The organism is Nocardioides humi (assembly GCF_006494775.1).
Classification (GTDB): domain Bacteria; phylum Actinomycetota; class Actinomycetes; order Propionibacteriales; family Nocardioidaceae; genus Nocardioides; species Nocardioides humi.
Map to the genome: position 1 here is coordinate 4543902 of NZ_CP041146.1, position 24994 is coordinate 4568895.

Below are 24994 nucleotides of genomic sequence, written 5' to 3' on the forward strand. Positions count from 1 at the left end.
GTCACCGCATCACTGCGGTGGGCGCACCTGCGTCTGGTCGCTGGCCGGCGGCGCCCACCCGGTCTGCGGGTCGGGCGCGGCAGGCGCGCCGGGAGCACCCGGGGCACCGGCGGCGCCGGGAACCCCCGGAGCGGGCGGCTGCTGCTGGGCCGGGATCCACTGCTGCGTGGCGGGGTCCCACTGCCAGCCGTCCTGGATGATCGGCTGGCTCTGCTGCTGCAGGGGCTGCTGCGCCTGGTGCTGGCCTTGCGGCTGGCCGTAGGACTGCTGGTTCCACTGCTGCGTGAACGCCGGGTCGGAGGACCCGCCCGCGCCGAAGTTGAGGCCGGAGCCGGGCACCGGGTCGGCGCCGCGGCCGAAGAGCAGCGGGTAGAGCACGCCGGCGACGGCGCCGCCGATGAACGGTGCGGTGATGAACGGCCAGACCTGGACGATCCAGTCGCCGCCGCTGAACAGCGCCGGGCCGAGCGAGCGGGCCGGGTTGACGGAGGTGCCGGTCAGCGGGATCAGCATGAAGTGGATGACGGCCAGGGTGACGCCGATCGCCAGCGGGGCGAGGGCGGCCACGGCGCGGTTGCGCTCGTCGGTGACGGCGAGGATGACCAGCACGAAGAGGAAGGTCATCAGCAGCTCGATCAGGAACGCCGCCCACCAGGCGTAGTCGTAGTCGCCGGCGCTGAAGCCGTTGGTCCCGAGCGGGTAGCGGTCGTCGAACGCCTCGAAGCCGTCCAGGCCGAGCAGCAGGATCATCAGGACCAGGGCGGCGGCGATGGCGCCGACGAACTGGGCCGCGGCGTACAGGCCGGTGTCCTTCCACGAGATCCGTCCGCCGAGGGCGGCGCCGATGGAGACGGCCGGGTTGAAGTGCCCGCCGGAGATCCGGCCGAAGGCGTAGGCCATCAGCGTCACGGTGAGGCCGAAGGCCAGGCCGGTCTGCACGATGGAGCCCTGGTTGACGACAGCCACGCCGCAGCCGAACAGGACCAGCGCGAAGGTGCCGACGAACTCGGCCAGGAGCTTCTGGACGATGGTGGGCGGGATGTCGGCCTGCTCGGCCACTGCTTCTTGCGTCATGGGAAGACCCTCTCCTCGGTTCGGCTCCCGAAAACCAGCCGGGTTGCAGGGCTCAGCCTAGTCACTACTGTGGCCACCGAAGCGGACCCGAACCCCTCCATCAGGTATCTTGACGTCAAGAATCCCATCAACGGCCCAGGAGCGACGCCCGAACATGTCGAGCATCATCTACACCCACACCGACGAGGCGCCGCTGCTCGCGACGTACTCCTTCCTGCCGATCGTCGAGGCGTACGCCGCCAAGGCCGGCGTCGCCTTCGAGACCCGCGACATCTCGGTCGCAGCGCGCATCCTCGCCCAGTTCGGCCTCGCCGACGACGCGCTGACCGAGCTCGGCGAGCTCGCGAAGACGCCCGAGGCCAACATCATCAAGCTCCCCAACATCTCCGCCTCGATCCCGCAGCTCAAGGCCGCGATCAAGGAGCTGCAGGCGCAGGGCTTCGACATCCCGGACTACCCGGAGAGCCCGGCGACCGACGCCGAGAGGGAGATCCGGGCCAAGTACGACAAGGTCAAGGGCTCCGCGGTCAACCCGGTCCTGCGCGAGGGCAACTCCGACCGCCGCGCGCCCGCCTCGGTCAAGAACTACGCCAAGACCCACCCCCACACCAACAAGCCGTTCGCCGACGGCTCGAAGACCGACGTCGCGACCATGAGTGCCCACGACTTCGCGAGCAACGAGAAGTCGGTGACCCTCGCGCAGGACGACACGCTCTCGATCGTGCTGGAGACCGAGAACGGCGAGACCGTCGTCCTCAAGGACGGACTGAAGGTCCTCGCCGGCGAGATCGTCGACGGCACCAAGATGGAGGCCGCGCACCTCGACGCCTTCCTCCGCAACGCCCTCGCCGAGGCCAAGGCCCAGGACGTGCTGTTCTCCGTCCACCTCAAGGCGACCATGATGAAGGTCTCCGACCCGATCATCTTCGGCCACGTCGTGAAGGCCTACTTCGCCGACGTCTTCGCCCAGTACGGCGACCAGCTGGCCGCCGCGGGACTCTCGGCCAACGACGGCCTCGGCGCGATCCTGTCCGGTCTCGACGCGCTCGAGAGCGGCGCGGAGATCAAGGCCGCCTTCGAGGCCGCGCTCGCCGCCGGCCCGCGCCTGTCCTACGTCAACTCCGACAAGGGCATCACCAACCTGCACGTTCCCAGCGACGTCATCGTCGACGCGTCGATGCCGGCGCTGGTCCGCAACGGCGGCCGCCTCTGGGGCGTCGACGGCGGCGAGGACGACACCCTCGCGGTGATCCCGGACTCGTCGTACGCCGGCGTCTACCAGGCCGTCATCGACGACGTGAAGAAGAACGGGCCGCTCGACCCGGCCACCATCGGCACGGTCCCCAACGTCGGCCTGATGGCGCAGGCCGCCGAGGAGTACGGCTCGCACGACAAGACCTTCGAGATCCCGGCCGCCGGCACGGTCCGCGTCCTGGCGTCGAACGGCGACGTGCTGATCGAGCACGACGTCGAGGCCGGCGACATCTGGCGCGCCTGCCAGACCAAGGACATCCCCGTCCAGGACTGGGTCAAGCTGGCCGTCACCCGCGCCCGCGCCTCGCAGACCCCGGCGATCTTCTGGCTCAACGAGTCGCGCGCCCACGACGCCGAGCTGATCAAGAAGGTCAACGCCTACCTGCCCGAGCACGACACCGACGGCCTGGAGATCCAGATCCTGTCGCCGACCCTCGCGACGGCGTACTCCCTCGAGCGGATGCGCAAGGGTGAGGACACCATCTCGGTGACCGGCAACGTGCTGCGCGACTACAACACCGACCTGTTCCCGATCCTCGAGCTCGGCACGTCGGCCAAGATGCTCTCCGTCGTTCCGCTGATCGCGGGCGGCGGTCTCTTCGAGACCGGCGCGGGCGGCTCGGCGCCGAAGCACGTGCAACAGCTGGTCGAGGAGAACTACCTGCGCTGGGACAGCCTGGGCGAGTTCTTCGCGCTCGTCCCCTCGCTGGAGAAGTACGCCGAGCAGGCCGGCGCCCCCGCCGCGCAGGTCCTCGCCGACGCGCTCGACCGCGCCACCGGCACCTTCCTCAACGAGGACCGCTCGCCGGGCCGCAGGCTGGGCACGACCGACAACCGCGGCTCGCACTTCTACCTCGCGCTCTACTGGGCCGAGGAGCTGGCGAGCCAGACCGAGGACGCCGACCTGGCGGCCGCGTTCAAGCCGCTCGCCGAGACGCTGCGGGCCAACGAGGCGAAGATCGCCGAGGAGCTGATCGCCGTCCAGGGCAGCCCCGCCGACATCGGCGGCTACTACTACCCGGACGCCGAGAAGACCTCGGCCGTGATGCGCCCGAGCGCGACGCTCAACGAGGCGCTCGCCGCGTTCTGACCGTGGTGCTGCCGGAGCCCCGTGGGCTCCGGCAGCACACGCTCAGTCGAGCAGGCCGGTGACCGTGCCGGCGGCCACCGTGCGCCCGCCCTCGCGGACGGCGAAGCCGAGGCCGACCTCGAGGGCCACCGCCTTGCCGAGCTCGACCGTGACCTCGACGGTGTCGCCCGGCAGCACCATCGCGACGTCGCCGAGGTCCAAGGCCCCGGAGACGTCGGTCGTCCGGACGTAGAACTGCGGACGGTAGTCGGAGGCGAACGGCGTGTGCCGGCCGCCCTCGGCCGCGGTGAGCGCGTGCAGGCTCGCGGTGAACCTGCGGTGCGGCCGAACCGAGCCCGGTACGACGAGCACCTGGCCGCGGCGTACCTGCTCCCGGCGGACGCCGCGCAGCAGCACCGCCGCGTTGTCGCCGGCCTCGACCGTGGGCAGCGTCTTGCCGAAGGTCTCCAGGCCGGTGGCGACCGAGGCGACCGTCTCGTCGAGCCCGACCAGCTCGACCGGGTCGCCGAGCGCGAGCGAGCCGCGCTCGACCGCGCCGGTGACGACCGTCCCGCGGCCGCTGATGGTGACCACACCCTCGACGGGCATCAGGAACGGCTCGCCGAGCTCGCGCTCGGGCACCGGCACGTAGTCGTCGACGGCCGCGACCAGTGCCCGCACCGACTCGACCCAGCGCGGGTCGCCCTCGAGCGCGCCCAGCGCCGAGACCGGCACGACGGGGACCTCGTCGCCGGGGAACCCGTAGGCCTCGAGGAGCTCACGCACCTCGAGCTCGACGAGGTCGAGCAGCTCGGGGTCGTCGACCGTGTCCGCCTTGTTCAGGGCCACGACCAGCCAGGGAACGCCCACCCGCCGCGCGAGCAGCACGTGCTCGCGGGTCTGCGGCATCGCGCCGTCCTGGGCGGAGACGACCAGGATCGCGGCGTCCACCTGGGCCGCGCCGGTGATCATGTTCTTCACGTAGTCGGCGTGCCCGGGCATGTCGACGTGGGCGTAGTGACGGGTCGGCGTCTCGTACTCCACGTGCGCGATGTTGATGGTGATCCCGCGCTGGACCTCCTCCGGGGCACGGTCGATCCCGTCGAACGCGACGAACGCGTTGGCGTCGGGGTCGGCCTCGGCGAGCACCTTGGTGATCGCCGCGGTGAGGCTGGTCTTGCCGTGGTCGACATGACCCATGGTCCCGATGTTGAGGTGCGGCTTGCTCCGCACGAACTGGCTCTTGGCCATCGTCTTTTCCTTCTCGAGTGGTGTCCGGATGCGCAGGACCGTGCCGGTCGCCGATCCCTCCCGCGAACGCGGAGGGCCGGCCGGCGGGCGACCCTCCTCCGTGGTCCTGCGGGAGCAGGAGGAGGGTCAGCGTCGGGCGCCGTCGAGAACGAGAGCCGTCCGCGCGCAGCCCACAGCGCCCGTCAGGCCCCGGCCTGACGGGTCCACGAGGACGATGCCGGACATGGACAGCACGGTAGGTCTCCCCGTCGGGGACGCCAACTGCTTTTCGCTCGCTCGCGTTGCGTTGCGTCGCGCCGACGGCGCTGGTGCGTGCGTGCCACGTCCGGCAGGATCGGGGAGTGCATCCCGACCCCGCGCTGACGGCCGCCGTCCGCGCTGCGCTGCGGGCCGCGGCCGACCCGTCCCTGGCGCCCGGGCAGCAGGCCTACATGAGGTCCGCGATGCCCTTCCTCGGCGTCCGGGTGCCCGAGGTGCGCCGCCTGGTCCGGGCGACGGTGCGCGACCTCGGCGTACGCGACGGCGAGCAGCTCGCGGCCGCCGCCCGCGAGCTGTGGGACGACGCGACCCATCGCGAGGAGAGGTACGCCGCCGCGGCCCTGGTGGCGCTGCGCCCGCTCGAGGGCGACCTGGCGCTGGTGCCCTTCCACGAGCACGTCGCGCGGACCGGCGCCTGGTGGGACCACGTCGACGAGGCCGCGCACCGGGTCGCCGACCTGCACGACGCACACCCTGTCGAGACCGCCGCGATCGTGCTGCGCTGGTCGGTGGACGACGACATCTGGGTGCGGCGGCTGGCGATCCTCGGCCAGCTGGGCCGCAGGGAGCGCGTCGACCTCGACCTGCTCGCCGCGGTGATCGAGCCCAGTCTCGGCGACCCGGAGTTCTTCCTCCGCAAGGTGATCGGCTGGGCCCTGCGCGACGCCGGCAGGGTCCACCCCGACTGGGTTCGCGGCTACGCCGACGCCCACGACCTCAGTCCGCTCAGTCGCCGCGAGGCCCTCAAGCACCTGTGAGCACCGGCTTTCGCCGCAAGATATTCGGAGGCGAAGTGTCGGCGCAGGAACCTACGCTGGTCGCGATGACCACGACGCTGACCCCTCCCGTCGCCCCCGGGCGGCCGTCCGTCGGCGGCGACCCGGCGCGCCGCGTCGACTGGCGCCGCCTGCGCACGCCGGCCGCGGGCTTCGCCGTGGGCGCGGTCGCGGTCGCCGCGCTCGGGCAGGCCCTCGGCACCGTCGTGGCGGGCCGGATCGCCGACCACCCGACGGCCACGCTGGTCGGCTGGCTGGCGGGCTTCGTGGTCGGCGCCGCGGCGATCGACACCGCCGGCCGGGTCGTGTGGGCGGCGGTCGTCGACCGCGCGGAGGGTCGGCTGCGCGGCGACCTGCTCAGCGCCGCCCTCCAGCAGCCGCTGGCCCACCTCACCGAGCAGGCCGTCGGCGAGGTGCTCGACCGGGTCGACGACGACACCCACGAGGTCGGGACGCTGCTGCGCCAGCAGATCTGGCTGGCGATGCGCACCGGCTTCGCGTCGGTGCCGATGTGGCTGGTCGCGGGCTTCACCTGGTGGCCCGCGTTCCTGCTCTTCCCGCTGGTCGGCACGGTGACCGTCTGGGTGATGCGCCCGGCGCTGATCGAGATCGCCCGCCGCAAGGTGATCGAGGAGGCGGCCTGGACCGACCACGCCGCGGCCCTCGAGGAGGGGGTCGCCGGCCGCGACGACCTGCGCACGAGCCTGGGTCGGGCCTTCGCCGTACGACGTCTCGCGCAGCTCTCCGCCGACGTCCACGAGAAGTTCCGCCGGGTGCTGATGATCGAGGCCCGGCTGGCGGTCAAGGTCGGCCTGCTGCTCCACGGCCTGCTGGCGGCGATCGCGGTCTCCGGTGTCGCGTTGGTCAGCGGCGACCACCTCGGCGTCGCGCGCCTGGTGACGCTGTTCCTGGTCACCACGATCTTCGTCGGCCAGATCAACAACCTGGCCCACCAGCTGCCCGACATCCAGGCCGGCCTCGGCGCCGTGCTGCGGCTGCGCCAGCTGCTCGCCGTCGAGGCCGAGCCGGAGGGTGGCGACGCGGTGCCGGCCGGCGCGCTCGACCTGCGCATCCGCCACCTCGACTTCAGCTACGCCGAGGGCTCCTTCGCCCTGCAGGACGTCACCCTGTACGTCGAGGCGGGGCACACCCTCGCGCTCGTGGGCCGCACCGGCTCCGGCAAGTCCACCCTCGCGTCGCTGCTCTCGCGGGCCGCCGAGCCGCCGCCGGGCACGATCTTCCTCGGCGGGGCCGACATCACCACCCTCGACCTCCACGAGCTGCGTCGCCGCGTCGGCGTGGTGACCCAGCGCACCGAGATCCTCGCCGGCACGCTGGCCGACAACATCACCCTCTTCGCGCCGGTGCCGCGCGAGGAGGTCGAGGCGGCCGTCGAGGAGCTCGGCCTCACCGACTGGGTCGCGGGGCTCCCGTCCGGCCTCGACACCCTCCTCGGTCCTGGAGGTACGACGCTCTCGGCGGGCGAGGAGCAGCTCGTCGCCTTCGCGCGGCTGCTCGTGCGCCATGTCCAGGTCGTCGTCCTCGACGAGGCGACCGCACGGATGGACCCGGTCACCGAGGCCCGGGTCGTGGCCGCCGCCGACCGGCTGATCAGCGGCCGCACCGGCATCCTCGTCGCCCACCGGCTCAGCACCATCGAGCGGGCCGAGGCCGTGGCCGTGCTCGATCACGGCCACGTCATCCAGCACGGCCCCCGCGACGAGTTGGCCGTGGTCGAGGGTCCGTTCCGCCGGCTGCTGGCCGCCAGCGACACCGCGGGCTTCGCCGACGCCGACCCGCTCGACACGGTGGACCTGGAGACGGGCGTGGGCGGGCGGCGCCGTACCGGAGAGCCGCCGCAGCGTCCCGCCGTCGGTCCCGGCTCGTCGCTCGCGCGGGGGACCTGGAACGCCTTCTGGGTGCGGCCGTGGTGGGGCGCCTGGTCGGTGCTGCTGTTCCTCGGCGGCACGATCTTCGCCCCGCTGGGCGCGATCACCGGCTTCGTCTGGGGCAAGGTCGTCGAGCGGCTCGCCGCGGGTGAGTCCCCGGCCGCGCTGACGGTCGTCCTCGTGCTGAGCCTGCTCGTCGCCCCGTTCCTGCTGGCCGACGCCTTCCGCCGCTACCCGCGCTGGTGGATCGAGGTGATGCTGCGCGTCCGGATGGCGGTGCTGCTGGGCCAGGTCCGCAGCCACCGGCTGCCGCGCACCCCACCCGGCGAGGTGGTCGCGCGGTCGATGGACGCCGACCGCTACGCCCGGTACGCCGACCGCTGGGTCGACTTCGTCAACGGACTCCTCATCGCCGCGATCACCATGGTCGCCGGCGGCACCTGGCTGGCCGGCGGCGTGCTGCTGGTCGTGATGACGACCAGCGCCCTGGCCTCCTCGATCGGCCGCCCGATCGCGGGCCGCTCCGCCGCCCGGTCCTCGGCCGCGCGGGCCCGGTTCGGTCGCGCGGTCGTGTCGGCCGTGGAGTCGGCGCGCACGGTCAAGCTGGCCGGCCGCACCCCGCAGGTGCACGCCCACCTGCGCAAGGTCGACGACGGCCGGGTGGAGGCCGCGGTGTTCGAGCACCGGGTGCAGGCGGTCCTCGACGGCGTGCCGATCGTGATGGTGCAGGTCGGCGTGGTCGCCGCCTGGGCGCTCTACCTGTGGGACGTCTGGGGCCTGGCCACCGCGCTGCTCGTCGCCACGGCCGTCAACGGCTTCGACTGGTTCGGCCGGGTGGCCGGCGCGGTCGTGACCGAGGCGCCCGGCGTCCGCGCCTGGCAGCAGGCGACCTCCCGGTTCGCCGGCGGCACCGACCTGATGGCGCTGCCCGCGGGGATCGACCTGGTGACCGGTGCCGCGCCGGACCCGGTCGCGGCCGGCCGGGTCCCGCTCGACCGGCTGGAGCTGGCCGGCTACACGGCCGTCCACGACGACGGCACCGTCGGCGCCACCGGCGTCGACCTGGCGGTCGAGCGCGGCGAGCTGGTCCTGCTGGTCGGCCAGGTCGGCTCGGGCAAGTCCAGCCTGCTGTCCTCGCTGGCCGGCCTCATCGACCACCGCGGCTCGCTGCGCTGGAACGGCGAGGAGGTCGCCGACCCCGAGACCTTCCTGCGCCCGAGCCAGGTCGCCCACGTCGCCCAGGTGCCGCGGGTGCTGTCGGGGACCTTCGCCGACAACATCCTGCTCGGCCACGACCGGGCGGTCGCCCAGCCGGTCGCGACCGCCCGGCTGGCAGAGGACGTCGCCGAGGCGGGTGGCCCGGACGCGGTCATCGGCCACCGCGGCGTCCGGCTCTCCGGCGGTCAGGTCCAGCGGCTGGCCCTCGCCCGGGCGCTCGCCGCCGACGCCGAGCTGCTGCTCGCCGACGACGTGTCCAGCGCCCTCGACGCCGCCACCGAGATCGAGCTCTGGGCCGCCCTGCGCGAGCGCCACACCACCGTGATCGGCGCGACCTCCAAGCGGGCTGCGCTGGCGCAGGCCGACCGCGTCGTCGTCCTGGTGGACGGGCGGGTCGCGGCCGTCGGGCCGTGGTCGGCGCTGGCGGGCGACTGGGGTCACCTCGCCGGCTGAGTCTGGCCCCGACGTCGCAGGAATAGCGCCCCGGCCGGGCCGGTTAGGATCCCACGTGACCTCCGCGCCGACGACCTCCACCGAGGCCCGCACCGAGCCCGAGGTGTCCCACCACCGACCCGCCCTGGCGATCCTGGCGCTCGCGGTCGGCGGGTTCACCATCGGCACGACCGAGTTCATGACGATGGGTGTGCTGCCGGAGATCGCGCGCGGTGTGGACGTGTCGGTGCCGGCCGCCGGGCACGTCATCTCGGCGTACGCGCTCGGGGTCGTGGTCGGCGTACCGATCCTGGCGTTCTTCGGCGCCGCGCTCCCGCGTCGCGGGATGCTCGTCGGTCTGATGGGGGCCTACGCCGTCTTCAACCTGCTCAGCGCGGCCGCGTCGAGCTACCACGTGCTCGCGGTGGCCCGGTTCCTCGACGGCCTGCCGCACGGCGCCTACTTCGGCGTCGCCAGCCTGGTCGCGGCCAGCCTGGTCACGCCCGAGCGGCGCGGCCGGGCGGTCGCCAGCGTGATGCTGGGCCTGTCCGTCGCCAATGTCGTCGGGGTCCCGCTGGCCACCTTCCTCGGCCAGCAGGTCGGCTGGCGCTCGACGTACCTCCTCGGCGGCCTGCTCGCCCTCGTCACGGCCGCGATGGTGCTGGCCGTGGTGCCGTCGGTGCCGGGCGCCGCCGAGGCGAGCGGCCGCAAGGAGGCCCGGGAGTTCTTCGGGAGCCTGCAGGTCTGGCTGACCATGGCGGTCGGCGCCGTCGGCTTCGGCGGCATGTTCGCCGTCTACTCCTATATCGCCAAGACCGTCACCGTCGTCGGCGGGCTGGACCGTGGCACCGTGCCGCTGTTCGTGCTCTCGCTCGGCCTCGGCATGGTCGTCGGCACCTGGCTGGCCGGCGAGCTCGCCGCCTGGTCGGTCTACCGCAGCCTGCTGCTCTCCGGCGTCACCGGCATCGCGCTGATGCTCGTCTACTACGTCGCCGCGCCCCACGGCTGGCTGCTCCTGCCGGTCGCCTTCCTGGTCACCGCCACCGGCTCGGTGCTCGTGGTCAACCTCCAGCTGCGGCTGATGGACGTCGCCGGCGACGCCGTCACCCTCGGCGCCGCCATGAACCACGCCGCGCTCAACATCGCCAACGCCCTGGGCGCCTGGCTCGGCGGCCTCGTCATCGCCGGCGGCTACGGCTACCGGGCGCCGGCCCTGGTCGGCGCCGGGCTCGCCGCCGTCGGCGTGCTGATCCTGCTCGTCTCCGCCGTCGTGCACCGCCGCAGTCTCGCGGTCGCGGCCGCCTGATCCCGCCGGCCCGGCGGCCTGTGGATCCTCGTTACCGGTCGCGGCCCGCGCCTGAGAGAATCGCTCCCATGTCCGCCACCACCGAGCACCCCCCTGTGCCGGAGACGGCCCAGCCGGCCGTGCCCGAGGGAGCCGCGCGGCCGCGCGTCCTCTCCGGCATCCAGCCGACCGCCGACTCCTTCCACTTCGGCAACTATCTCGGCGCGACGCGGCAGTGGGTGGACCTGCAGCGCGACCACCAGCCGTTCTTCTTCATCGCGGACCTGCACGCGATCACCGTCGAGCACGACCCGAAGGTGCTGCGCGAGCGGACCCTGCGTGCCGCCGCCCAGCTGCTGGCGATGGGCATCGACCCCGCACGCAGCGCGATCTTCGTGCAGAGTCACGTTCCTGAGCACGCCCAGCTCGCCTGGGTGCTCAACTGCCTGACCGGCTTCGGCGAGGCGCGCCGGATGACCCAGTTCAAGGACAAGTCGGCCAAGGGGGGCGAGGGCGCGGCGAGCGTCGGCCTCTTCACCTACCCGATCCTCCAGGCGGCCGACATCCTGCTCTACCGGCCCCACTACGTGCCGGTCGGCGAGGACCAGCGCCAGCACCTCGAGCTGACCCGCGACCTCGCGCAGCGCTTCAACTCCCGCTACAAGAAGACCTTCCGGCTGCCCGAGCCCTACATCCTCAAGGCGACCGGCAAGATCGCCGACCTCCAGGACCCGACGAAGAAGATGTCGAAGTCCGGCTCCGCGCCCAACGGCATCATCGAGATGCTCGACGACCCCGCCCGCTCGGCGAAGAAGATCCGCTCCGCCGTCACCGACTCCGGCACCGACATCCGCTTCGACCCCGAGGGGAAGCCCGGGGTCAGCAACCTGCTGACCATCTACTCCTCGCTGACGGGGGAGAGCATCCCCGCGCTCGAGGAGCAGTACGCCGGCAGGATGTACGGCGACCTCAAGAAGGACCTCGCCGACGTGGTGGTCGGCTTCGTCACGCCGTTCCGGGACCGCACCCTCGAGCTCCTCGACAACCAGGACCACCTCCTGCAGGTGCTGGCCCAGGGGGCCGAGACGGCCGGATCGGTCGCGGAGAGCACGCTGCGCGACGTCTACCAGCGGATCGGGTTCGTGGCGCCGGTGGAGCGTCGTACGGAGGCCGGCTGATGCCGGTGATCGGCGTCGCCGTCGCCATCCCGGAGCCGTGGGCCGCCGAGCTGGTGGCCTACCGCCAGCGGATCGGGGACCCCACCGCCGAGGGCGTCCCCAGCCACATCACGCTCATCCCGCCCACCGAGGTGGCCGGCGGGCTCGAGGAGATCGAGGCCCATCTCGCCGCCGCGGCGGCCGGAATCGAGTCGTTCCGGGTGCATCTGCGAGGAACGGGTACCTTCCGGCCCGTGTCGCCCGTCGTCTTCGTCAGCCTCGCCGAGGGGATCTCCCAGTGCGAGCAGCTCGCCGACGCCGTACGACGGGGGCCGCTCGCCGTCGAGCTGGGCTTCCCCTACCACCCGCACGTGACCGTCGCCCACCACCTCGACGACCCCACGCTGGACCGGGCGTTCGAGGACCTGGCCGGCTTCGAGTGCGCCTTCGACGTCACCGACTTCCACCTCTACGTCCACCACGAGCAGGAGGGGTGGCGGGCGACCCGGACGTTCCCCCTGACCTGACACCGACACCCCGAGGGCTGACATGACGCTGGTCGATCGAGCCAAGGCGAAGGTCACGGAGCTGCGTGATCGCCACCCCGTGGTGGATCACGCCGTCCGGATGCAGGAGCACTACGGCGCCGTCCAGGGCAGCCAGCAGGCCGGCGGGGTGACCTACTTCGGCTTCCTGTCGGTGTTCCCGATCCTCGCGCTCGCGTTCTTCGTCGTGGGCTGGATCGCCCGGGTGTTCCCCGACGCGCAGGACGCGCTGGTGCGGGCCATCGACGAGGTCCTGCCCGGACTGGTCGGCACCGGTGAGGGCCAGGTGAACCTCGACGACGTCCAGAGCGCCGCCGGCGCGGTGGGGCTGATCGGCCTCGCCGGCGTGCTGTACGCCGGGCTCGGCTGGCTCTCCTCGCTCCAGGCCGCGCTGACGGTGATCTTCGAGCTGCCGGAGCGACTGCGCCCCAACTTCGTCATCGGCAAGCTGCGCGACCTGGTCACCCTCGCGGTGCTCGGCGTGGTCCTGCTGCTCAGCGTGGTCGCCTCCGCCGTGCTCACCCGCACCTCCCGCGCGGTGCTCGACATGGTCGACGTCGGTGCGGAGCTCGGCTGGCTGGTGACCGTGGTCGCCGTGCTGCTGGGCCTGGCCGCGTCGGCCCTGCTGTTCTTCCTCATGTTCCGGCTGCTCGTGCGCCCCCCGCTGCCCCGCGCGCCCTGTGGTCGGGCGCCTGGCTGGGCGCCGTCGGCTTCGAGGTGCTCAAGCAGCTCTCCGGCCTGCTGCTCACCGGCACCCGCGGGCAGCCGGCGTTCCAGGCCTTCGGCATCGCGCTGATCCTGCTGGTGTGGATCAACTACTTCTCCCGGGTGATCCTGTACGCCGCCGCCTGGGCGCAGACCAGTCCCGCCGCCGAGCAGCCTCCGGTCCCGGTCCCCGCCGCCGCGGCGATCGCGGCGTCCGCGGGGCCCGCCGTACCCGCGGGGAACGGCGCGGCGGCGCCCCCACCGCGGCTGCCCCGGCTCGTCGCGTTCGCGGCCGGCGGCCTCGCCGGCGTACTGCTCACCCTGGCGGGCCGGCGCCGCCGCTCGTGAGAGAGACTGGGGGCGTGAAGTTCGAGCGCAAGCACGCCCTCCTGCTCCTGGCCGTCGCGGCCTGGAACGTCCTCTCCTTCGGCAACTTCGCCAAGAACCTCTACCAGGCCTACGACGCCGGCGAGGACCGGGCGACCGGGTACTGGGTCGCCCACACCGTGCTCATCGTCGTGAACTTCGTGATCGCCGGCCTGCTCGGCTCGCTGGGCTGGAAGGCCCTCCGCGCGTCGCGGCACCGCTGACCCGGCTCGTCCTGCCCTCTGAAATGCGCTGACCCGGCGCATCCTTACGTCGCTGGGGGTAAGGATGCGCCGGGTCGGCGTGGATCTCAGGTCAGGACGCGCCGGGTCAGTGACCGTTCTTGAGCGCGGTGCGCAGGTCCTTGTTGAGCTGGGAGATCACGTCGAGCGGGATCTCCTTGGGGCAGGCGGCGGCGCACTCGCCGATGTTGGTGCAGCCGCCGAAGCCCTCGTGGTCGTGCTGGCCGACCATGTCGACGACCCGGGTCCAGCGCTCCGGCTGGCCCTGGGGGAGCTCGCCGAGGTGAGTGATCTTGGCGCCGAGGAACAGCGAGGCCGAGCCGTTGGGGCAGGCGGCGACGCAGGCGCCGCAGCCGATGCAGGTGGCCACGTTGAAGGCGCGCATCGCCTTGTCGCGCGGGACCGGGGCGGCGTTGGCCTCGGGGGCCGAGCCGGTGTTGGCGGAGACGAAGCCGCCGGACTGGATGATCCGGTCGAAGGCGGAGCGGTCGACCACCAGGTCCTTGATGACCGGGAAGGGCTCGGCGCGCCACGGCTCGATGGTGATCGTGTCGCCGTCGCTGAACGAGCGCATGTGGAGCTGGCAGGTCGTGGTGACCTCCGGGCCGTGGGCCTCGCCGTTGATCATCAGCGAGCACATGCCGCAGATGCCCTCGCGACAGTCGGAGTCGAACGCGACCGGCTCCTCGCCCTTCTCGTTCAGCTGCTCGTTGAGGACGTCGAGCATCTCCAGGAAGCTCATGTCCTGCGAGATCCCCGAGACCTCGTAGGTGTGGATGCCGCCCGTGTCGTCCGGCCCGTCCTGGCGCCAGATCTTGAGGGTCAGGTTCATGCTGTCCGCGCTCACTTGTAGCTCCGCTGCTTCATCTCGATGGCGGTGTAGATCAGGTCTTCCTTGTGCAGCACCGGCTGGCCGCCCTCGAGCGAGTCGCCGCCCCACTCCCAGGCCGCCACGTAGGCGAACTCGTCGTCGTGGCGCAGGGCCTCGCCGTCGTCGGTCTGCGACTCGGCCCGGAAGTGGCCGCCGCAGGACTCGCGGCGGTTGAGGGCGTCGATGCACATGAGCTCGCCGAGCTCGATGAAGTCGGCGACGCGGCCGGCCTTCTCCAGGCTCTGGTTGAGGGTGTCGGCGGAGCCGAGGACCTTCAGGTTGCTCCAGAAGTCGGCCTTGAGCTCGCGGATGAGGTCGATCGCCTTGCGCAGGCCCTCCTCGGTCCGCTCCATGCCGCAGTACTCCCACATGATGTTGCCGAGTTCCTTGTGGTAGCTGTCGGCCGAGCGGGTGCCGTCGATGGAGAGGAACCGGTCGATGCGCTCCTGCACCGACCGCTTGGCCTCGACGACCGCCTCGTGGGACTCGTCGATCTTCTCGAACGGGCCGTCGGCGAGGTAGTCGCGGATGGTGTTGGGGAGGACGAAGTAGCCGTCGGCGAGGCCCTGCATCAGGGCCGAGGCCCCGAGGCGGTTGGCGCCGTGGTCGGAGAAGTTCGCCTCGCCGGACACGAACAGGCCGGGGATGTTCGACTGCAGGTGGTAGTCGACCCACAGGCCGCCCATCACGTAGTGGACGGCGGGGTAGATCCGCATCGGGACCTCGTACGGGTTCTCGCCCGTGATCCGCTCGTACATGTCGAAGAGGTTGTCGTACTTCTCCTCGACGCCGGCCTTGCCGTAGCGCTTGATCGCGTCGGTGAAGTCGAGGTAGACGCCGCGGCGGAAGTCGCCGACCATCGGACCGACGCCGCGGCCCTCGTCGCACATGTTCTTCGCCTGGCGGGACGCGATGTCGCGGGGGACCAGGTTGCCGAAGGACGGGTAGATCCGCTCCAGGTAGTAGTCGCGGTCCTCCTCGGGGATGTCCCGCGGGTCCTTGTCGCAGTCCTCCTTCTTCTTCGGCACCCAGATCCGGCCGTCGTTGCGCAGCGACTCCGACATCAGGGTCAGCTTCGACTGGTGGTCGCCGGAGACGGGGATGCAGGTCGGGTGGATCTGCGTGTAGCAGGGGTTCGCCATGTAGGCGCCCTTGCGGTGCGCGCGCCACGCGGCGGTGACATTGGACCCCATCGCGTTGGTGGAGAGGAAGAAGACGTTGCCGTACCCGCCGGTCGCCAGGACGACGACGTCGGCGAGGTGGGTCTCGATCTCGCCGGTGACCATGTCGCGGGCGATGATGCCGCGGGCCTTGCCGTCGACGACGACGAGCTCCAACATTTCATGCCGGGTGAACTGCTCGACGGTGCCGGCCGCGACCTGGCGCTCCATGGCCTGGTAGGCGCCGATCAGGAGCTGCTGGCCCGTCTGGCCGCGGGCGTAGAACGTGCGGGAGACCTGCACGCCGCCGAACGAGCGGTTGTCGAGCAGGCCGCCGTAGTCGCGGGCGAACGGGACGCCCTGCGCGACGCACTGGTCGATGATGTTGGCCGAGACCTCGGCGAGGCGGTAGACGTTCGACTCGCGCGAGCGGTAGTCGCCGCCCTTGACGGTGTCGTAGAAGAGACGGAACGTCGAGTCGCCGTCCTCCTTGTAGTTCTTGGCCGCGTTGATGCCGCCCTGCGCCGCGATCGAGTGCGCCCGGCGGGGGGAGTCCTGGTAGCAGAAGGACTTCACGTTGTAGCCGGCCTCGCCGAGCGTGGCGGCTGCGGCGCCGCCGGCCAGGCCGGTGCCGACGATGATCACGTCGAGCTTGCGGCGGTTGGCCGGGTTGACCAGGCGGTTCTCGAACTTGCGGGTGGTCCAGCGCTCGGCGATCGGGCCGACCGGGGCAACGGGGTCGACCAGCTTGTCGCCGAGCGTGTAGTAGCCGTGCGCGTCGTCGGACTTCTGGACCGAGGCCTCGTTCAGCGGGGTGAGGCCGTCGTGGAGGGTGCTTCCAGCCATTCTGGGGAGCTCCTTACTTCTCGATGATGCCGACGAGGACGGACAGCGGGACCAGCGAGAAGCCGCCGGCGATCACGATCGCCACGACCCAGCCGGTCGCCCGGGCACGGGTCCGGGAGACGGCTGAGTTGGTGAGGCCGAGCGTCTGCAGGGAGCTGAACGTGCCGTGGTGCAGGTGGAGGCCCAGGGCGACCATCGCGAGCAGGTAGATGACGGTCATCCACGGGACCTCGAAGGTCTCGACCAGCAGGCGGTAGGGGTTGTCGCCGCCGGTCTCGCCGTTGCTGGGGTTCACCTTGACGATGGTGAAGTTGAGCAGGTGCCACACGATGAAGACCAGCAGGGTCAGCCCGCCCCAGCGCATCGTGCGCGAGGAGAGCGAGGAGCCGCGGTTCTTCTTGGCGACGTACTGCACCGGCCGGGCCGCCGCGGCGCGGCGCCACAGGGCGACCGCGCAGGCGATGTGGACGACGACGGCGACGATCAGGCCGACGCGCATGATCCACAGGAAGCCCTCGTGCGGCAGCATCGGCTCGCCGAGCTCGCGCAGGTGGTGCGCGTACTCGTTGAACGCCTCCTCGCCGGCGAAGGCCTTGAGGTTGCCGTACATGTGCCCCAGGACGAAGCCGATGAACAGCAGGCCACTCACGGCCATGAGAATTTTCAGGGCGATGGTCGTGCGCGCTGCACGAGAGCCCTTCACCAGTCGGGGACGCGTCGTCGTTGCCACGGGGGGTCACGCTACTCCCGCTACCGACCAGTAGGTGACCGGGACCATGTGAGATATGCACGTAAGGCGAGCCTTACCCGCGCTCGCCGGACGGGTCAGGAGCTGAGCCGGACCGCCGCCTCCGGGGTCGCGACGTGGAAGGTGAAGCTCTCCTCGAGGTACAGCGTCACGGTCTCCGCGTCGTGCCGCTCGTAGCCCAGGGCGAGGTCCTGGCCGACGTCGAGGAGGTAGTCGTCGCCGCGCTGGCTGACCAGTACGCCGCCGCTCAGCCCGGGCGTCCACACGATGGGGCCCTCGACGATCCGGCGCAGGTGCTCGCGCAGCGCGTAGCCGCCGTGCTCGGTCGACTCCATCACGACGCGGTACTCGTCGTTGCCCAGCGCCAGGCCATAGGGCCCGGCGACGCCGTCGCGCAGCAGCAGCTCGACCGCGGTCGCGACCGCCTGCGGCCACGCCTCCGGGGTCCCGCCCAGCGGTACGACGTCGTGGGGCGTCGCCGCGCCGACGCCGGTCACCGCCTCGCCCCACCCGTGGAGCACGGCGAGGTTCTCGGCCGTCGCGATCCGGTGCGCGGCGTCGTCGAGCGGTCCGAGGTCGACGTCGTCGGCGCCTCGGTCGCCGGCGCGGAGCTCGTCGAGGGAGAGCTGGAACTCGGCCCGGAGCTCGACCGCGGGCAGCACCCGGCGCCGGCGGCCGGCGACCCCGGCCGCGGGGGAGTCCAGGGCGGTCGTGCGGCCGAGATTGCGCGAGGAGTAGTCCCAGCCGTGCGGCCCGTCGAAGTCGACGAGCCGGCGGGCGGCGAGCGCGGGCGTGAGCCGCTCCTTCGCCTCGTCGTCCAGCATCTGCCAGCCGGCGTCGGTGATGGGCGCGAGGGCGCGCAGCAGGTGGTTCATCCCAGGTCTCCCTTCAGTGATCCGATGGCGAGCGAGCCGTCCGGCAGGGCGTCCGGCGGGCTGTCCGGTGAGCTGTCCGACGAGCTGTCCGACGAGCTGTCCGACGGGACCGCGGTGCCGACCGGCACCGGCTCGTCGTCGGCGGCGGCGTCGAGGAGGTCGACGGTCGGGACGAAGAAGAGCGTGCCGGTGACGGCGGTCGAGAAGTCGAGGATCCGGTCGTGGTCGCCCGGCGGCTTGCCGACGAACATGTTCTCCAGCATCTGCTCGATGATCCCGGGGTCGCGGGCGTAGCCGATGAAGTAGGTGCCGAACTCGCCCGCGCCGACCCGGCCGAACGGCATGTTGTCGCGCACGATGTCGTGCTCGACGCCGTCCTCGTCGACGATCGTGTTGAGGGTGACGTGGGAGTTGCTCGGCTTCACGTCGTCGGGCAGCTCCACGTCGGAGAGCTTGGTCCGGCCGATGGCGAGCTCCTGCTCCTCGACGCTCAGCGCGTTCCAGCCGGTGAGGTCGTGGAGGTACTTCTGGGTGACGACATAGCTGCCCCCGGCGTACGACGGGTCCTCGGCGCCGATGAGCACGGCCGCGGCCCGCTCGTCGCCCTCGGGGTTCTCGGTGCCGTCGACGAAGCCGAGCATGTCGCGCTGGTCGAAGGACCGGAACCCGTGGACCTCGTCGACGACGCTCGCGGCGCCGGCGAGCCGGTCGGTCAGGTGCTGGGCGAGCTCGAAGCACAGGTCCATCCGGTGCGCGCGCAGGTGGACGAACAGGTCGCCCGGCGTGGCGGGCGCGTGGTGCCGGGCGCCGGTCACCTCGCGGAAGGGGTGGAGCAGCGCCGGCCGGGGCGCGGCGAACAGCCGGTCCCAGGCGTGTGCGCCGATGCCGACCACGCAGGTCAGCTCGCCCTCGGGGATCCGGAACCCGACCGACCGCCGCAGCCCTCCGACGTCGGCCAGCAGCGCGCGCACCGTGGCGGCGCCGTCCTCGCTGCCGTCGAGGGTGTACGTCAGGAAGATCGCCGCCTCGGTGAGCGGGGCGAGGACAGCCTGCGGGGTGGGAGTGGGCATCGGACCTCCGGTCGGGTGCCCTCGATCCTCGTGCATCGGTCACGGCCCCGCCAGTACCGCCATCATCACTGTTTGTTATCAAGCAATGGAATATTGATCTTTGACGTGATGGATACCGGCGCGGCACCCTGGACGGGTGACGAAGACCGGGCCGCGCGAGGATCCCCACGACGACCTGACCGTCACCCCGCCCAAGCGCTGGGCGGCCGGCGTCCCCGCCGTCGCCCACGCGATGGAGTACTCCCTCGAGCAGGCCGGCCCCCGCCGGACGATGCTGACGCTGCTCAGCCTCAACCAGGCCGAGGGCATCGACTGCCCGGGCTGCGCGTGGCCGGACCCGAAGCACCGCCACAAGAACGAGTACTGCGAGAACGGCGCCAAGCACGTCAACGACGAGGCGACCACGCGCCGGGTCACCCGCGAGCTCTTCGCCCGGCACTCGATCGCCGAGCTCGACGCGAAGTCGGACATGTGGCTCAACCACCAGGGCCGGCTCACCGAGCCGATGGTGAAGCGGCCGGGCGCGACGCACTACGAGCCGATCGGCTGGGACGACGCCCTCGGGATCGTCGCCGACGAGCTCAACGCCCTGGCCTCGCCCGACGAGGCGATGTTCTACACCTCGGGCCGGCTCAACAACGAGGCCGCCTTCCTGCTGCAGCTGTTCGCCCGCGCGTACGGCACCAACAACCTGCCCGACTGCTCGAACATGTGCCACGAGTCCAGCGGCTCCGGGCTGGGCGAGACCCTCGGCATCGGCAAGGGCAGCGTCTCGCTCGACGACATCCACGAGTCCGACCTGGTGTTCGTCGTCGGCCAGAACCCCGGCACCAACCACCCGCGGATGCTGTCGGCGCTGGAGGAGACCAAGCGCAACGGTGGCCGGGTGATCGCGGTCAACCCGCTGCCCGAGGCCGGCCTGATCCGGTTCAAGAACCCGCAGAGGCCGCGCGGCGTCATCGGCAGGGGCACCGTGATCGCCGACCAGTTCCTCAAGATCCGCCCCGGCGGCGACCTGGCGCTCTTCCAGATGCTCAACCGGCTGCTGCTCGAGGCCGAGGACGCCGCCCCGGCACCGTGCTCGACCACGACTTCATCGCCGCCCACACGATCGGGTACGACGACTTCGCCGCCCACGCGCGCACGATCACCTGGGAGCACGTGCTCGAGGCCACCGGCCTGGACCGCGCGGAGATCGAGGCGGTCCACGAGCAGGTGCTGCGCAGCCGCAGCGTGATCGTCTGCTGGGCGATGGGCCTGACCCAGCACCGGCACGGCGTCCCGACCATCCGCGAGATCGTCAGCTTCCTGATGCTGCGCGGCAACCTCGGCCGGCCCGGCGCGGGCGTGTGCCCGGTGCGCGGGCACAGCAACGTGCAGGGCGACCGGACCATGGGCATCTGGGAGCGGGTGCCGGACCGGTTCCTCGACGCGCTCGGCCGCGAGTTCGACTTCGAGCCCCCGCGCCGGCACGGCTACGACTCGGTCGAGGGGGTCCGTGCGATGCGCGACGGGAGGGCGAGGGTCTTCGTCGGCGTCGCCGGCAACTTCGTGCGGGCCATGTCCGACAGCGACGTCACGGAGGCGGCCCTGCGGTCCTGCTCGCTCACCGTGCAGATCTCGACCAAGCTCAACCGCTCGCACACCGTGTGCGGCGAGACCGCGCTGATCCTGCCGACGCTCGGGCGCAGTGACCGCGACGTGCAGGCCACGGGCGAGCAGTTCGTGACCGTCGAGGACTCGATGAGCGAGGTCCACCAGTCCCGCGGCCGGCTCGCGCCGGCGTCGCCGCACCTGCTGAGCGAGGTCGCCATCATCGGCCGGCTGGCCCGCCGCACGCTGGGCTCGGGTGCGGACGGGATCGGCGCGATCCCCTGGGAGGACTTCGAGGCCGACTACGGCCTCGTCCGGGACCGGATCGCGCGCGTCGTCCCCGGCTTCGCGGACTTCAACGCCCGGGTCGCCGTGCCGGGCGGCTTCCGGCTGCCGAACCCGGTCAACGAGGGCGTCTTCCCGACCCGAGCGGCAAGGCGGTCTTCTTCCGCAACGAGCCCACCTGGATCGAGCCTCCGCCCGGCCACCTGGTGCTGCAGAGCCTGCGCTCGCACGACCAGTGGAACACGATCCCCTACGCCATGAACGATCGCTACCGCGGCATCCACGACGCCCGCCGGATCGTCATGGTCAACCCCGACGACCTCGCCGACCTCGGGATCGCCGACCGCGACCTGGTCGACCTCGTCAGCGTCTGGACCGACGGCAGCGAGCGCCGGGCGCCGGGCTTCCGTGTGGTGGCCTATCCCGCGGCGCGCGGCTCGGCGGCGTCGTACTACCCCGAGACCAACGTGCTGGTGCCGCTCGACAGCGTCGCGGAGATCAGCAACACGCCCACGTCCAAGGGCGTCATCGTGCGGCTGGAGCCGGCGCCGCTTCGCTGAGGCTCAGCACCCGGGCGAGGTCGACGCCGCGGGCCGTCTCGACCAGGGCCCGCGCCAGCATCGACTCCGGGCCGTGGCCGGCGAGGACCAGCCCGACCTGATGGGTACGCCGCGGCCCGGGCAGCGGGATGGCCCGGATCCCCTCCGGTACGCCGAAGGTGGGCAGCCACGCGTGCGGCACCACGCTCGACAGCCCCATCGACGCGACGTGCGCGTAGACCGCCGAGACCGTGTCGGTCTCGACCACGACCTGGCTGTCGATCCCGGTGTCGGAGAGGTGCCCGTCGATGATCCGGCGGTTCTGCATGTCGCCCGTGAGCAGGCACAGCGCGGACCGCGCGGCATCGGCCCAGGTCACCGCGTCCCGGGCACCGTGCTCGCCGTCGACCGGCGTCAGGAACAGGTACCGCTCGCGGTAGAGCGGCACCACGCGCACCTTGCCGAGGGGCTCGCCGTCGACGTACGTCATCCCGACGTCGATGTCGAAGTCGTTGAGCCGCCGCACGATCTCCCGCGACGACATCGACAGCAGCAGGAAGCCGGTCAGCGGGTGCTGCTGCCGCATCGGCGTCGTCAGCAGCGACGCGACCGTCAGCGCCGTCGGGATCGCGCCCATCCGCAGGGTGCCGTTGAGGCCGCCGCGCATCGCGGCGATCGACTGGTCCAGCGAGGCCCGCTCGGCCAGCATCCGCTGCGCCCAGTGCAGCACCTGCACGCCCTCCGGCGTGAACCCCTCGAACCGCTGGCCCCGCTTGACGATCTGCACGCCGAGCTCCTGCTCGAGCTTGCGGATCCCGGCCGACAGCGCCGGCTGGGTGACGTGGCACGCCTCCGCGGCGCGGCCGAAGTGGCCCTCACGTGCCAGGGCGGTGAGGTACTCCAACCGGCGCAGCAGCATGGATGTTGCTTACCAGACCGGCGGCGCGCCGGGTCAGCCGGACGCGTCGTCGAGGAGCCCCTGGAGGTCACCGAGGGGAGGCCGGCCCCGGGCGCGAGGGCGACGGCCAGCAGCAGCCGGGCCTTCTGGGGGGTCAGTTCCCGCGCGCACAGCAGCGGCTCGCCGGCCGGCGCCGTGGAGCCGTACGGCGTGCGCTGGGCCTGGCACACCACGACCCCGCGGGCGGCGGCGTCCTCGAGGGCGAGCCGCTCGCCGCCGGTGGGGAACCCCGCGCCGGTCCCGGCGGAGACGATCCCGCTCACTCCCCGCTCGACCGCCGAGCGCACCGCCGCCCCGTCGGCGCCGACGTAGGACGTGACGATCTCGACCGGCGCCAGGCCGGCCGGCAGCGGAGCGTCGCGCAGCGGTCCGGTCCGGGCCCGACGGCTCCACCGCGGCACGCCGGTGCGGATCTCGCCGACGGGGGTCGCGCTGGCCCGGAAGGAGTCCACCCGGGAGCTGTGGCTCTTCATCGCCTCCGCCGGGTGCAGGACGGCGCCGTCGGAGACCACGACGACGCCGTGCTCGCGAACCCCGGGGGAGCGCGCCACCGCGAGGGCGTCGACGAGGTTGGGCAGGGCATCGCTGCCGATGGCCGTGGGCGGCCGCATCGCAGCCGTCACGGCCACCGGCACCCGGGCGCCGAGCAGCCAGATCAGGAAGGCGACCTCCTCCAGCCCGTTGGACCCCAGCGAGACCACCGCGCCGGCGACGGCGGTCGGATCCAGCGCGCGCAGCCGGGCGACCAGGCCGAGCAGGGCCTCCGGCGCGAGGTCGTGGCTCGGACGGGCCTCGACGGCCTCGATGCTCACCGGCCCGACCAGTGGGCGGACCGGCTCGAGCACCTCCTCGGGCGGCAGCGAGCGGCCGGTCCGCCAGTACCGGTCGGTGTCCAGCGGATCGTGTCCATGCGCCTGGAGCGTGCCGCCGAGGCTGAGCCAGTGGACCGGGAGACCGGCGCTCACCGTCCCGGCGCTCCGTCGTCGAGGAACGCGGCGACGGTCGCGGCGAAGAGGTCGGGACGATGGTCGACGGACGCGACCCCGGTCCCCGGGAGCACCGCCGAGACGGCGCCGGGGATCGAGGCGCACAGCCGGGGGACGTCGGGCAGCGAGTAGCCGTCGTCCTCGCCGCACAGCACGAGAGTGCGGGTGCGAACCTGCTGGATCCGCTCCTCCATCCGGTAGGCGTTCACCGCGCGGTGGCCCTCCTCGACCCGGTCGATCACCCGCAGGCCGTCGGCGACCAGGCGGGCCAGCAGGTCCGGGCGGTCGGCGGGGTAGAACGAGCGGCGCCGGTTCCACAGCTCGCCGAGGTGGCTGCCGTCGGCGGCGGGTGTGACGTGGTCGATCGGCGTCGCGCCGGCCACCCGGGCGCGCCGGGCGGCGTCGACGTACGGGACGCCGGAGAGGACCAGGCTCTCGATCTGCTCGCCACGGCGGGCGGCGACCTCGATCGCGACCACGCCACCGGTGTGGTGTCCGACCAGGCTCACCCCGGTCAGTCCGAGCGTGTCGACGAGATCCTCGACGGCGTCGGCGAACAGCTCGATGCGGAACGGTTCGGACGTGCGGGCCGAGGCCCCGAAACCGAGGGTGTCCATGGCGATGGCGTGCCGGCCCGCGCCCAGGAGGGGCAGCACGTCGCGGTACTCGTCCCAGGAGCGCGGCGTCTGGTGCAGGAGGAGCACCGGTGCGCCGGAGCCGCTCTCGGCGTAGTGCAGCTGGCCGAAGCGCGAGTCCGCGTAGCCCTTCGCGATCGCCGGTGGCCCGGACCTCTGCTCGTCGGACATGCCTTCAGGACTCCTCGCTCAGTAGTCGGCCGTAGCCGGGAACCGGTGCCGGCAGGTCGAGCATGCGCAGGACCTTCCACAGCAGTGCCTGGTTGCTGGCCACCACCGGGATGCCCAGTGCGTCCTCGATCTCCGCGATGCTGGCGGCCACCTGGGCGCCTGCGCAGCTGATCAGTACGGCGTCCGCGCGGCGCGCGTCGGCGGCGCGCGCGATCCGCCGCCACTCCTCGGGCGTCAGGCAGCCCTGCTCCACCGGGGTCGCGCACTCCGGGCCGCCGCGAGCGACGACCTCGTGGCCGGCGGCGGCGAGGTGGGCGACCTCGGCCTCCTCCACCTCCTGGGGGTACGGGTCGAGCAGCACGAGGCGGTGGGCGCCGAGATGTGCGAGAGCCTCGAGGACGGCTTCGATCGTGGTGACGCTCGGGATGCCGGTGGCGGCGGTGATCCGCTCGTTGACCCGGGCGGGGCCGAGCAGCATGCTCGCCGCCGTGCAGTTGAAGGCGATCAGGTCGACGGCCGCGTCGGCGAGCAGGGCGGCATGGGCCTCCAGGCCTTCGGCCAGCGCCAGATCGTCGGCCACGCCGGTGCGCCGGAACGGCATCCGGGTGGTGAGGAACTGGACGCCGGAGGGCGCCATCAGCTGGACCTCGTAGTCGCACAGGCCGCCGGAGGGGTACAGGTGACCGACGCGCGCCGCAGTGCCGAAGCCGATGCCCACGGTGATCCCCTCTGTAGG

The 24994-nt window shown here is 72.2% G+C and carries 21 protein-coding genes and 1 pseudogene; 11 read left to right on the forward strand and 11 right to left on the reverse strand.

The features are described from left to right. Positions 1-9 precede the first annotated feature (9 nt). A complete protein-coding gene (locus FIV44_RS22030; RefSeq protein ID WP_141006309.1) occupies positions 10-1074 on the reverse strand; it encodes an MIP/aquaporin family protein in 1065 nt (354 codons plus the stop codon). Positions 1075-1228: 154 nt separating this feature from the next. On the opposite strand from FIV44_RS22030, the gene FIV44_RS22035 reads away from it, so the two are divergent. Then, positions 1229-3418: an NADP-dependent isocitrate dehydrogenase gene (locus tag FIV44_RS22035; protein ID WP_141006310.1), complete on the forward strand. Its 2190-nt coding sequence runs from the start codon at positions 1229-1231 to the stop codon at positions 3416-3418. A gap of 42 nt (positions 3419-3460) precedes the next feature. Here the strand turns inward: FIV44_RS22035 and tuf are convergent, their stop codons facing one another. After that, the gene (gene tuf / locus FIV44_RS22040) at positions 3461-4648 is read right to left on the reverse strand and encodes an elongation factor Tu (RefSeq protein ID WP_141006311.1); all 1188 of its coding nucleotides are present in this window, start codon (positions 4646-4648) and stop codon (positions 3461-3463) included. A 341-nt stretch (positions 4649-4989) separates the two neighbouring features. On the opposite strand from tuf, the gene FIV44_RS22045 reads away from it, so the two are divergent. From FIV44_RS22045 to FIV44_RS22080, 8 genes are all read left to right on the forward strand, one after another. Beyond that, complete coding sequence (locus FIV44_RS22045; RefSeq protein WP_181410758.1) at positions 4990-5664, forward strand: DNA alkylation repair protein; 675 nt, start codon at positions 4990-4992, stop codon at positions 5662-5664. A 65-nt stretch (positions 5665-5729) separates the two neighbouring features. Next, positions 5730-9242, forward strand: coding sequence for an ATP-binding cassette domain-containing protein (locus FIV44_RS22050; protein ID WP_141006312.1), 3513 nt, complete (start codon positions 5730-5732; stop codon positions 9240-9242). Between the two features lie 55 nt (positions 9243-9297). Beyond that, positions 9298-10527, forward strand: coding sequence for an MFS transporter (locus FIV44_RS22055; protein WP_246086552.1), 1230 nt, complete (start codon positions 9298-9300; stop codon positions 10525-10527). A gap of 68 nt (positions 10528-10595) precedes the next feature. After that, the gene (gene trpS / locus FIV44_RS22060; protein ID WP_141006313.1) at positions 10596-11684 is read left to right on the forward strand and encodes a tryptophan--tRNA ligase; all 1089 of its coding nucleotides are present in this window, start codon (positions 10596-10598) and stop codon (positions 11682-11684) included. Continuing rightward, positions 11684-12190, forward strand: a complete 507-nt coding sequence (locus FIV44_RS22065; RefSeq protein ID WP_141006314.1) for a 2'-5' RNA ligase family protein — start codon at positions 11684-11686, stop codon at positions 12188-12190. Before trpS ends, FIV44_RS22065 begins: the two co-directional genes overlap by 1 nt. A gap of 22 nt (positions 12191-12212) precedes the next feature. Next, positions 12213-13004, forward strand: a complete 792-nt coding sequence (locus FIV44_RS22070) for a YihY/virulence factor BrkB family protein (RefSeq protein WP_141006315.1) — start codon at positions 12213-12215, stop codon at positions 13002-13004. Then, a complete protein-coding gene (locus FIV44_RS33335; protein ID WP_141006316.1) occupies positions 12926-13261 on the forward strand; it encodes a hypothetical protein in 336 nt (111 codons plus the stop codon). Before FIV44_RS22070 ends, FIV44_RS33335 begins: the two co-directional genes overlap by 79 nt. Before the next feature lie 14 nt (positions 13262-13275). Next, entirely contained in the window at positions 13276-13503 is a 228-nt protein-coding gene (locus FIV44_RS22080; RefSeq protein WP_141006317.1) for an SCO4848 family membrane protein, read from the forward strand. A 106-nt stretch (positions 13504-13609) separates the two neighbouring features. Here the strand turns inward: FIV44_RS22080 and FIV44_RS22085 are convergent, their stop codons facing one another. The 5 genes from FIV44_RS22085 to FIV44_RS22105 form a co-directional block, all read right to left on the reverse strand. Next, entirely contained in the window at positions 13610-14353 is a 744-nt protein-coding gene (locus FIV44_RS22085) for a succinate dehydrogenase/fumarate reductase iron-sulfur subunit (protein ID WP_141008011.1), read from the reverse strand. An 11-nt stretch (positions 14354-14364) separates the two neighbouring features. After that, entirely contained in the window at positions 14365-16398 is a 2034-nt protein-coding gene (locus tag FIV44_RS22090; RefSeq protein WP_141006318.1) for a fumarate reductase/succinate dehydrogenase flavoprotein subunit, read from the reverse strand. Positions 16399-16411: 13 nt separating this feature from the next. Further along, positions 16412-17053, reverse strand: coding sequence for a succinate dehydrogenase cytochrome b subunit (locus FIV44_RS22095; RefSeq protein ID WP_246086553.1), 642 nt, complete (start codon positions 17051-17053; stop codon positions 16412-16414). A 170-nt stretch (positions 17054-17223) separates the two neighbouring features. Beyond that, positions 17224-18021 carry a family 1 encapsulin nanocompartment shell protein gene (locus tag FIV44_RS22100; RefSeq protein ID WP_141006320.1) on the reverse strand — a complete coding sequence of 266 codons (798 nt, stop codon included), beginning with the start codon at positions 18019-18021 and terminating at the stop codon, positions 17224-17226. Beyond that, positions 18018-19091 (reverse strand): Dyp-type peroxidase, encoded by a 1074-nt coding sequence (locus FIV44_RS22105; protein WP_141006321.1) that lies wholly within the window; start codon positions 19089-19091, stop codon positions 18018-18020. The genes FIV44_RS22100 and FIV44_RS22105 overlap by 4 nt, the downstream gene beginning before the upstream one ends. 136 nt (positions 19092-19227) lie before the next feature. Here FIV44_RS22105 and FIV44_RS33690 point away from each other — a divergent pair, with 136 nt between their 5' ends. Together FIV44_RS33690 and FIV44_RS32550 are read left to right on the forward strand one after the other, a co-directional pair. Further along, complete coding sequence (locus tag FIV44_RS33690) at positions 19228-20328, forward strand: molybdopterin-dependent oxidoreductase (protein ID WP_342778842.1); 1101 nt, start codon at positions 19228-19230, stop codon at positions 20326-20328. Between the two features lie 898 nt (positions 20329-21226). Beyond that, a complete protein-coding gene (locus FIV44_RS32550; RefSeq protein ID WP_246086554.1) occupies positions 21227-21529 on the forward strand; it encodes a molybdopterin dinucleotide binding domain-containing protein in 303 nt (100 codons plus the stop codon). Here FIV44_RS32550 and FIV44_RS32555 read toward each other — a convergent pair. The 4 genes and pseudogenes from FIV44_RS32555 to FIV44_RS22130 all read right to left on the reverse strand — a co-directional run bounded on the left by FIV44_RS32555 (position 21495) and on the right by FIV44_RS22130 (position 24976). Next, positions 21495-22427: a LysR family transcriptional regulator gene (locus FIV44_RS32555; RefSeq protein WP_141006322.1), complete on the reverse strand. Its 933-nt coding sequence runs from the start codon at positions 22425-22427 to the stop codon at positions 21495-21497. The genes FIV44_RS32550 and FIV44_RS32555 overlap by 35 nt on opposite strands. Before the next feature lie 146 nt (positions 22428-22573). Continuing rightward, a pseudogene (locus tag FIV44_RS34170) lies at positions 22574-23431 on the reverse strand (asparaginase); the annotation flags it as partial. Beyond that, positions 23428-24258, reverse strand: coding sequence for an alpha/beta fold hydrolase (locus FIV44_RS22125; RefSeq protein ID WP_141006324.1), 831 nt, complete (start codon positions 24256-24258; stop codon positions 23428-23430). The pseudogene FIV44_RS34170 and the gene FIV44_RS22125, both read right to left, overlap by 4 nt. 4 nt (positions 24259-24262) lie before the next feature. Then, entirely contained in the window at positions 24263-24976 is a 714-nt protein-coding gene (locus FIV44_RS22130) for a maleate cis-trans isomerase family protein (protein ID WP_141006325.1), read from the reverse strand. Between the last annotated feature and the right edge of the window lie 18 nt (positions 24977-24994).

Bases quoted from the DNA above. Each gene is read 5' to 3' on its own strand.
- FIV44_RS22090 (WP_141006318.1), bottom strand. From the start codon at position 16,398: ATGGCTGGAAGCACCCTCCACGACGGCCTCACCCCGCTGAACGAGGCC.
- FIV44_RS32550 (WP_246086554.1), top strand. From the start codon at position 21,227: ATGAACGATCGCTACCGCGGCATCCACGACGCCCGCCGGATCGTCATG.
- FIV44_RS22070 (WP_141006315.1), top strand. From the start codon at position 12,213: ATGACGCTGGTCGATCGAGCCAAGGCGAAGGTCACGGAGCTGCGTGAT.
- FIV44_RS22035 (WP_141006310.1), top strand. From the start codon at position 1,229: ATGTCGAGCATCATCTACACCCACACCGACGAGGCGCCGCTGCTCGCG.
- trpS (WP_141006313.1), top strand. From the start codon at position 10,596: ATGTCCGCCACCACCGAGCACCCCCCTGTGCCGGAGACGGCCCAGCCG.
- FIV44_RS22030 (WP_141006309.1), bottom strand. From the start codon at position 1,074: ATGACGCAAGAAGCAGTGGCCGAGCAGGCCGACATCCCGCCCACCATC.
- FIV44_RS22050 (WP_141006312.1), top strand. From the start codon at position 5,730: ATGACCACGACGCTGACCCCTCCCGTCGCCCCCGGGCGGCCGTCCGTC.
- FIV44_RS22125 (WP_141006324.1), bottom strand. From the start codon at position 24,258: ATGTCCGACGAGCAGAGGTCCGGGCCACCGGCGATCGCGAAGGGCTAC.
- tuf (WP_141006311.1), bottom strand. From the start codon at position 4,648: ATGGCCAAGAGCCAGTTCGTGCGGAGCAAGCCGCACCTCAACATCGGG.
- FIV44_RS22095 (WP_246086553.1), bottom strand. From the start codon at position 17,053: ATGGCCGTGAGTGGCCTGCTGTTCATCGGCTTCGTCCTGGGGCACATG.
- FIV44_RS22100 (WP_141006320.1), bottom strand. From the start codon at position 18,021: ATGAACCACCTGCTGCGCGCCCTCGCGCCCATCACCGACGCCGGCTGG.
- FIV44_RS22085 (WP_141008011.1), bottom strand. From the start codon at position 14,353: ATGAACCTGACCCTCAAGATCTGGCGCCAGGACGGGCCGGACGACACG.
- FIV44_RS22065 (WP_141006314.1), top strand. From the start codon at position 11,684: ATGCCGGTGATCGGCGTCGCCGTCGCCATCCCGGAGCCGTGGGCCGCC.
- FIV44_RS22105 (WP_141006321.1), bottom strand. From the start codon at position 19,091: ATGCCCACTCCCACCCCGCAGGCTGTCCTCGCCCCGCTCACCGAGGCG.
- FIV44_RS32555 (WP_141006322.1), bottom strand. From the start codon at position 22,427: ATGCTGCTGCGCCGGTTGGAGTACCTCACCGCCCTGGCACGTGAGGGC.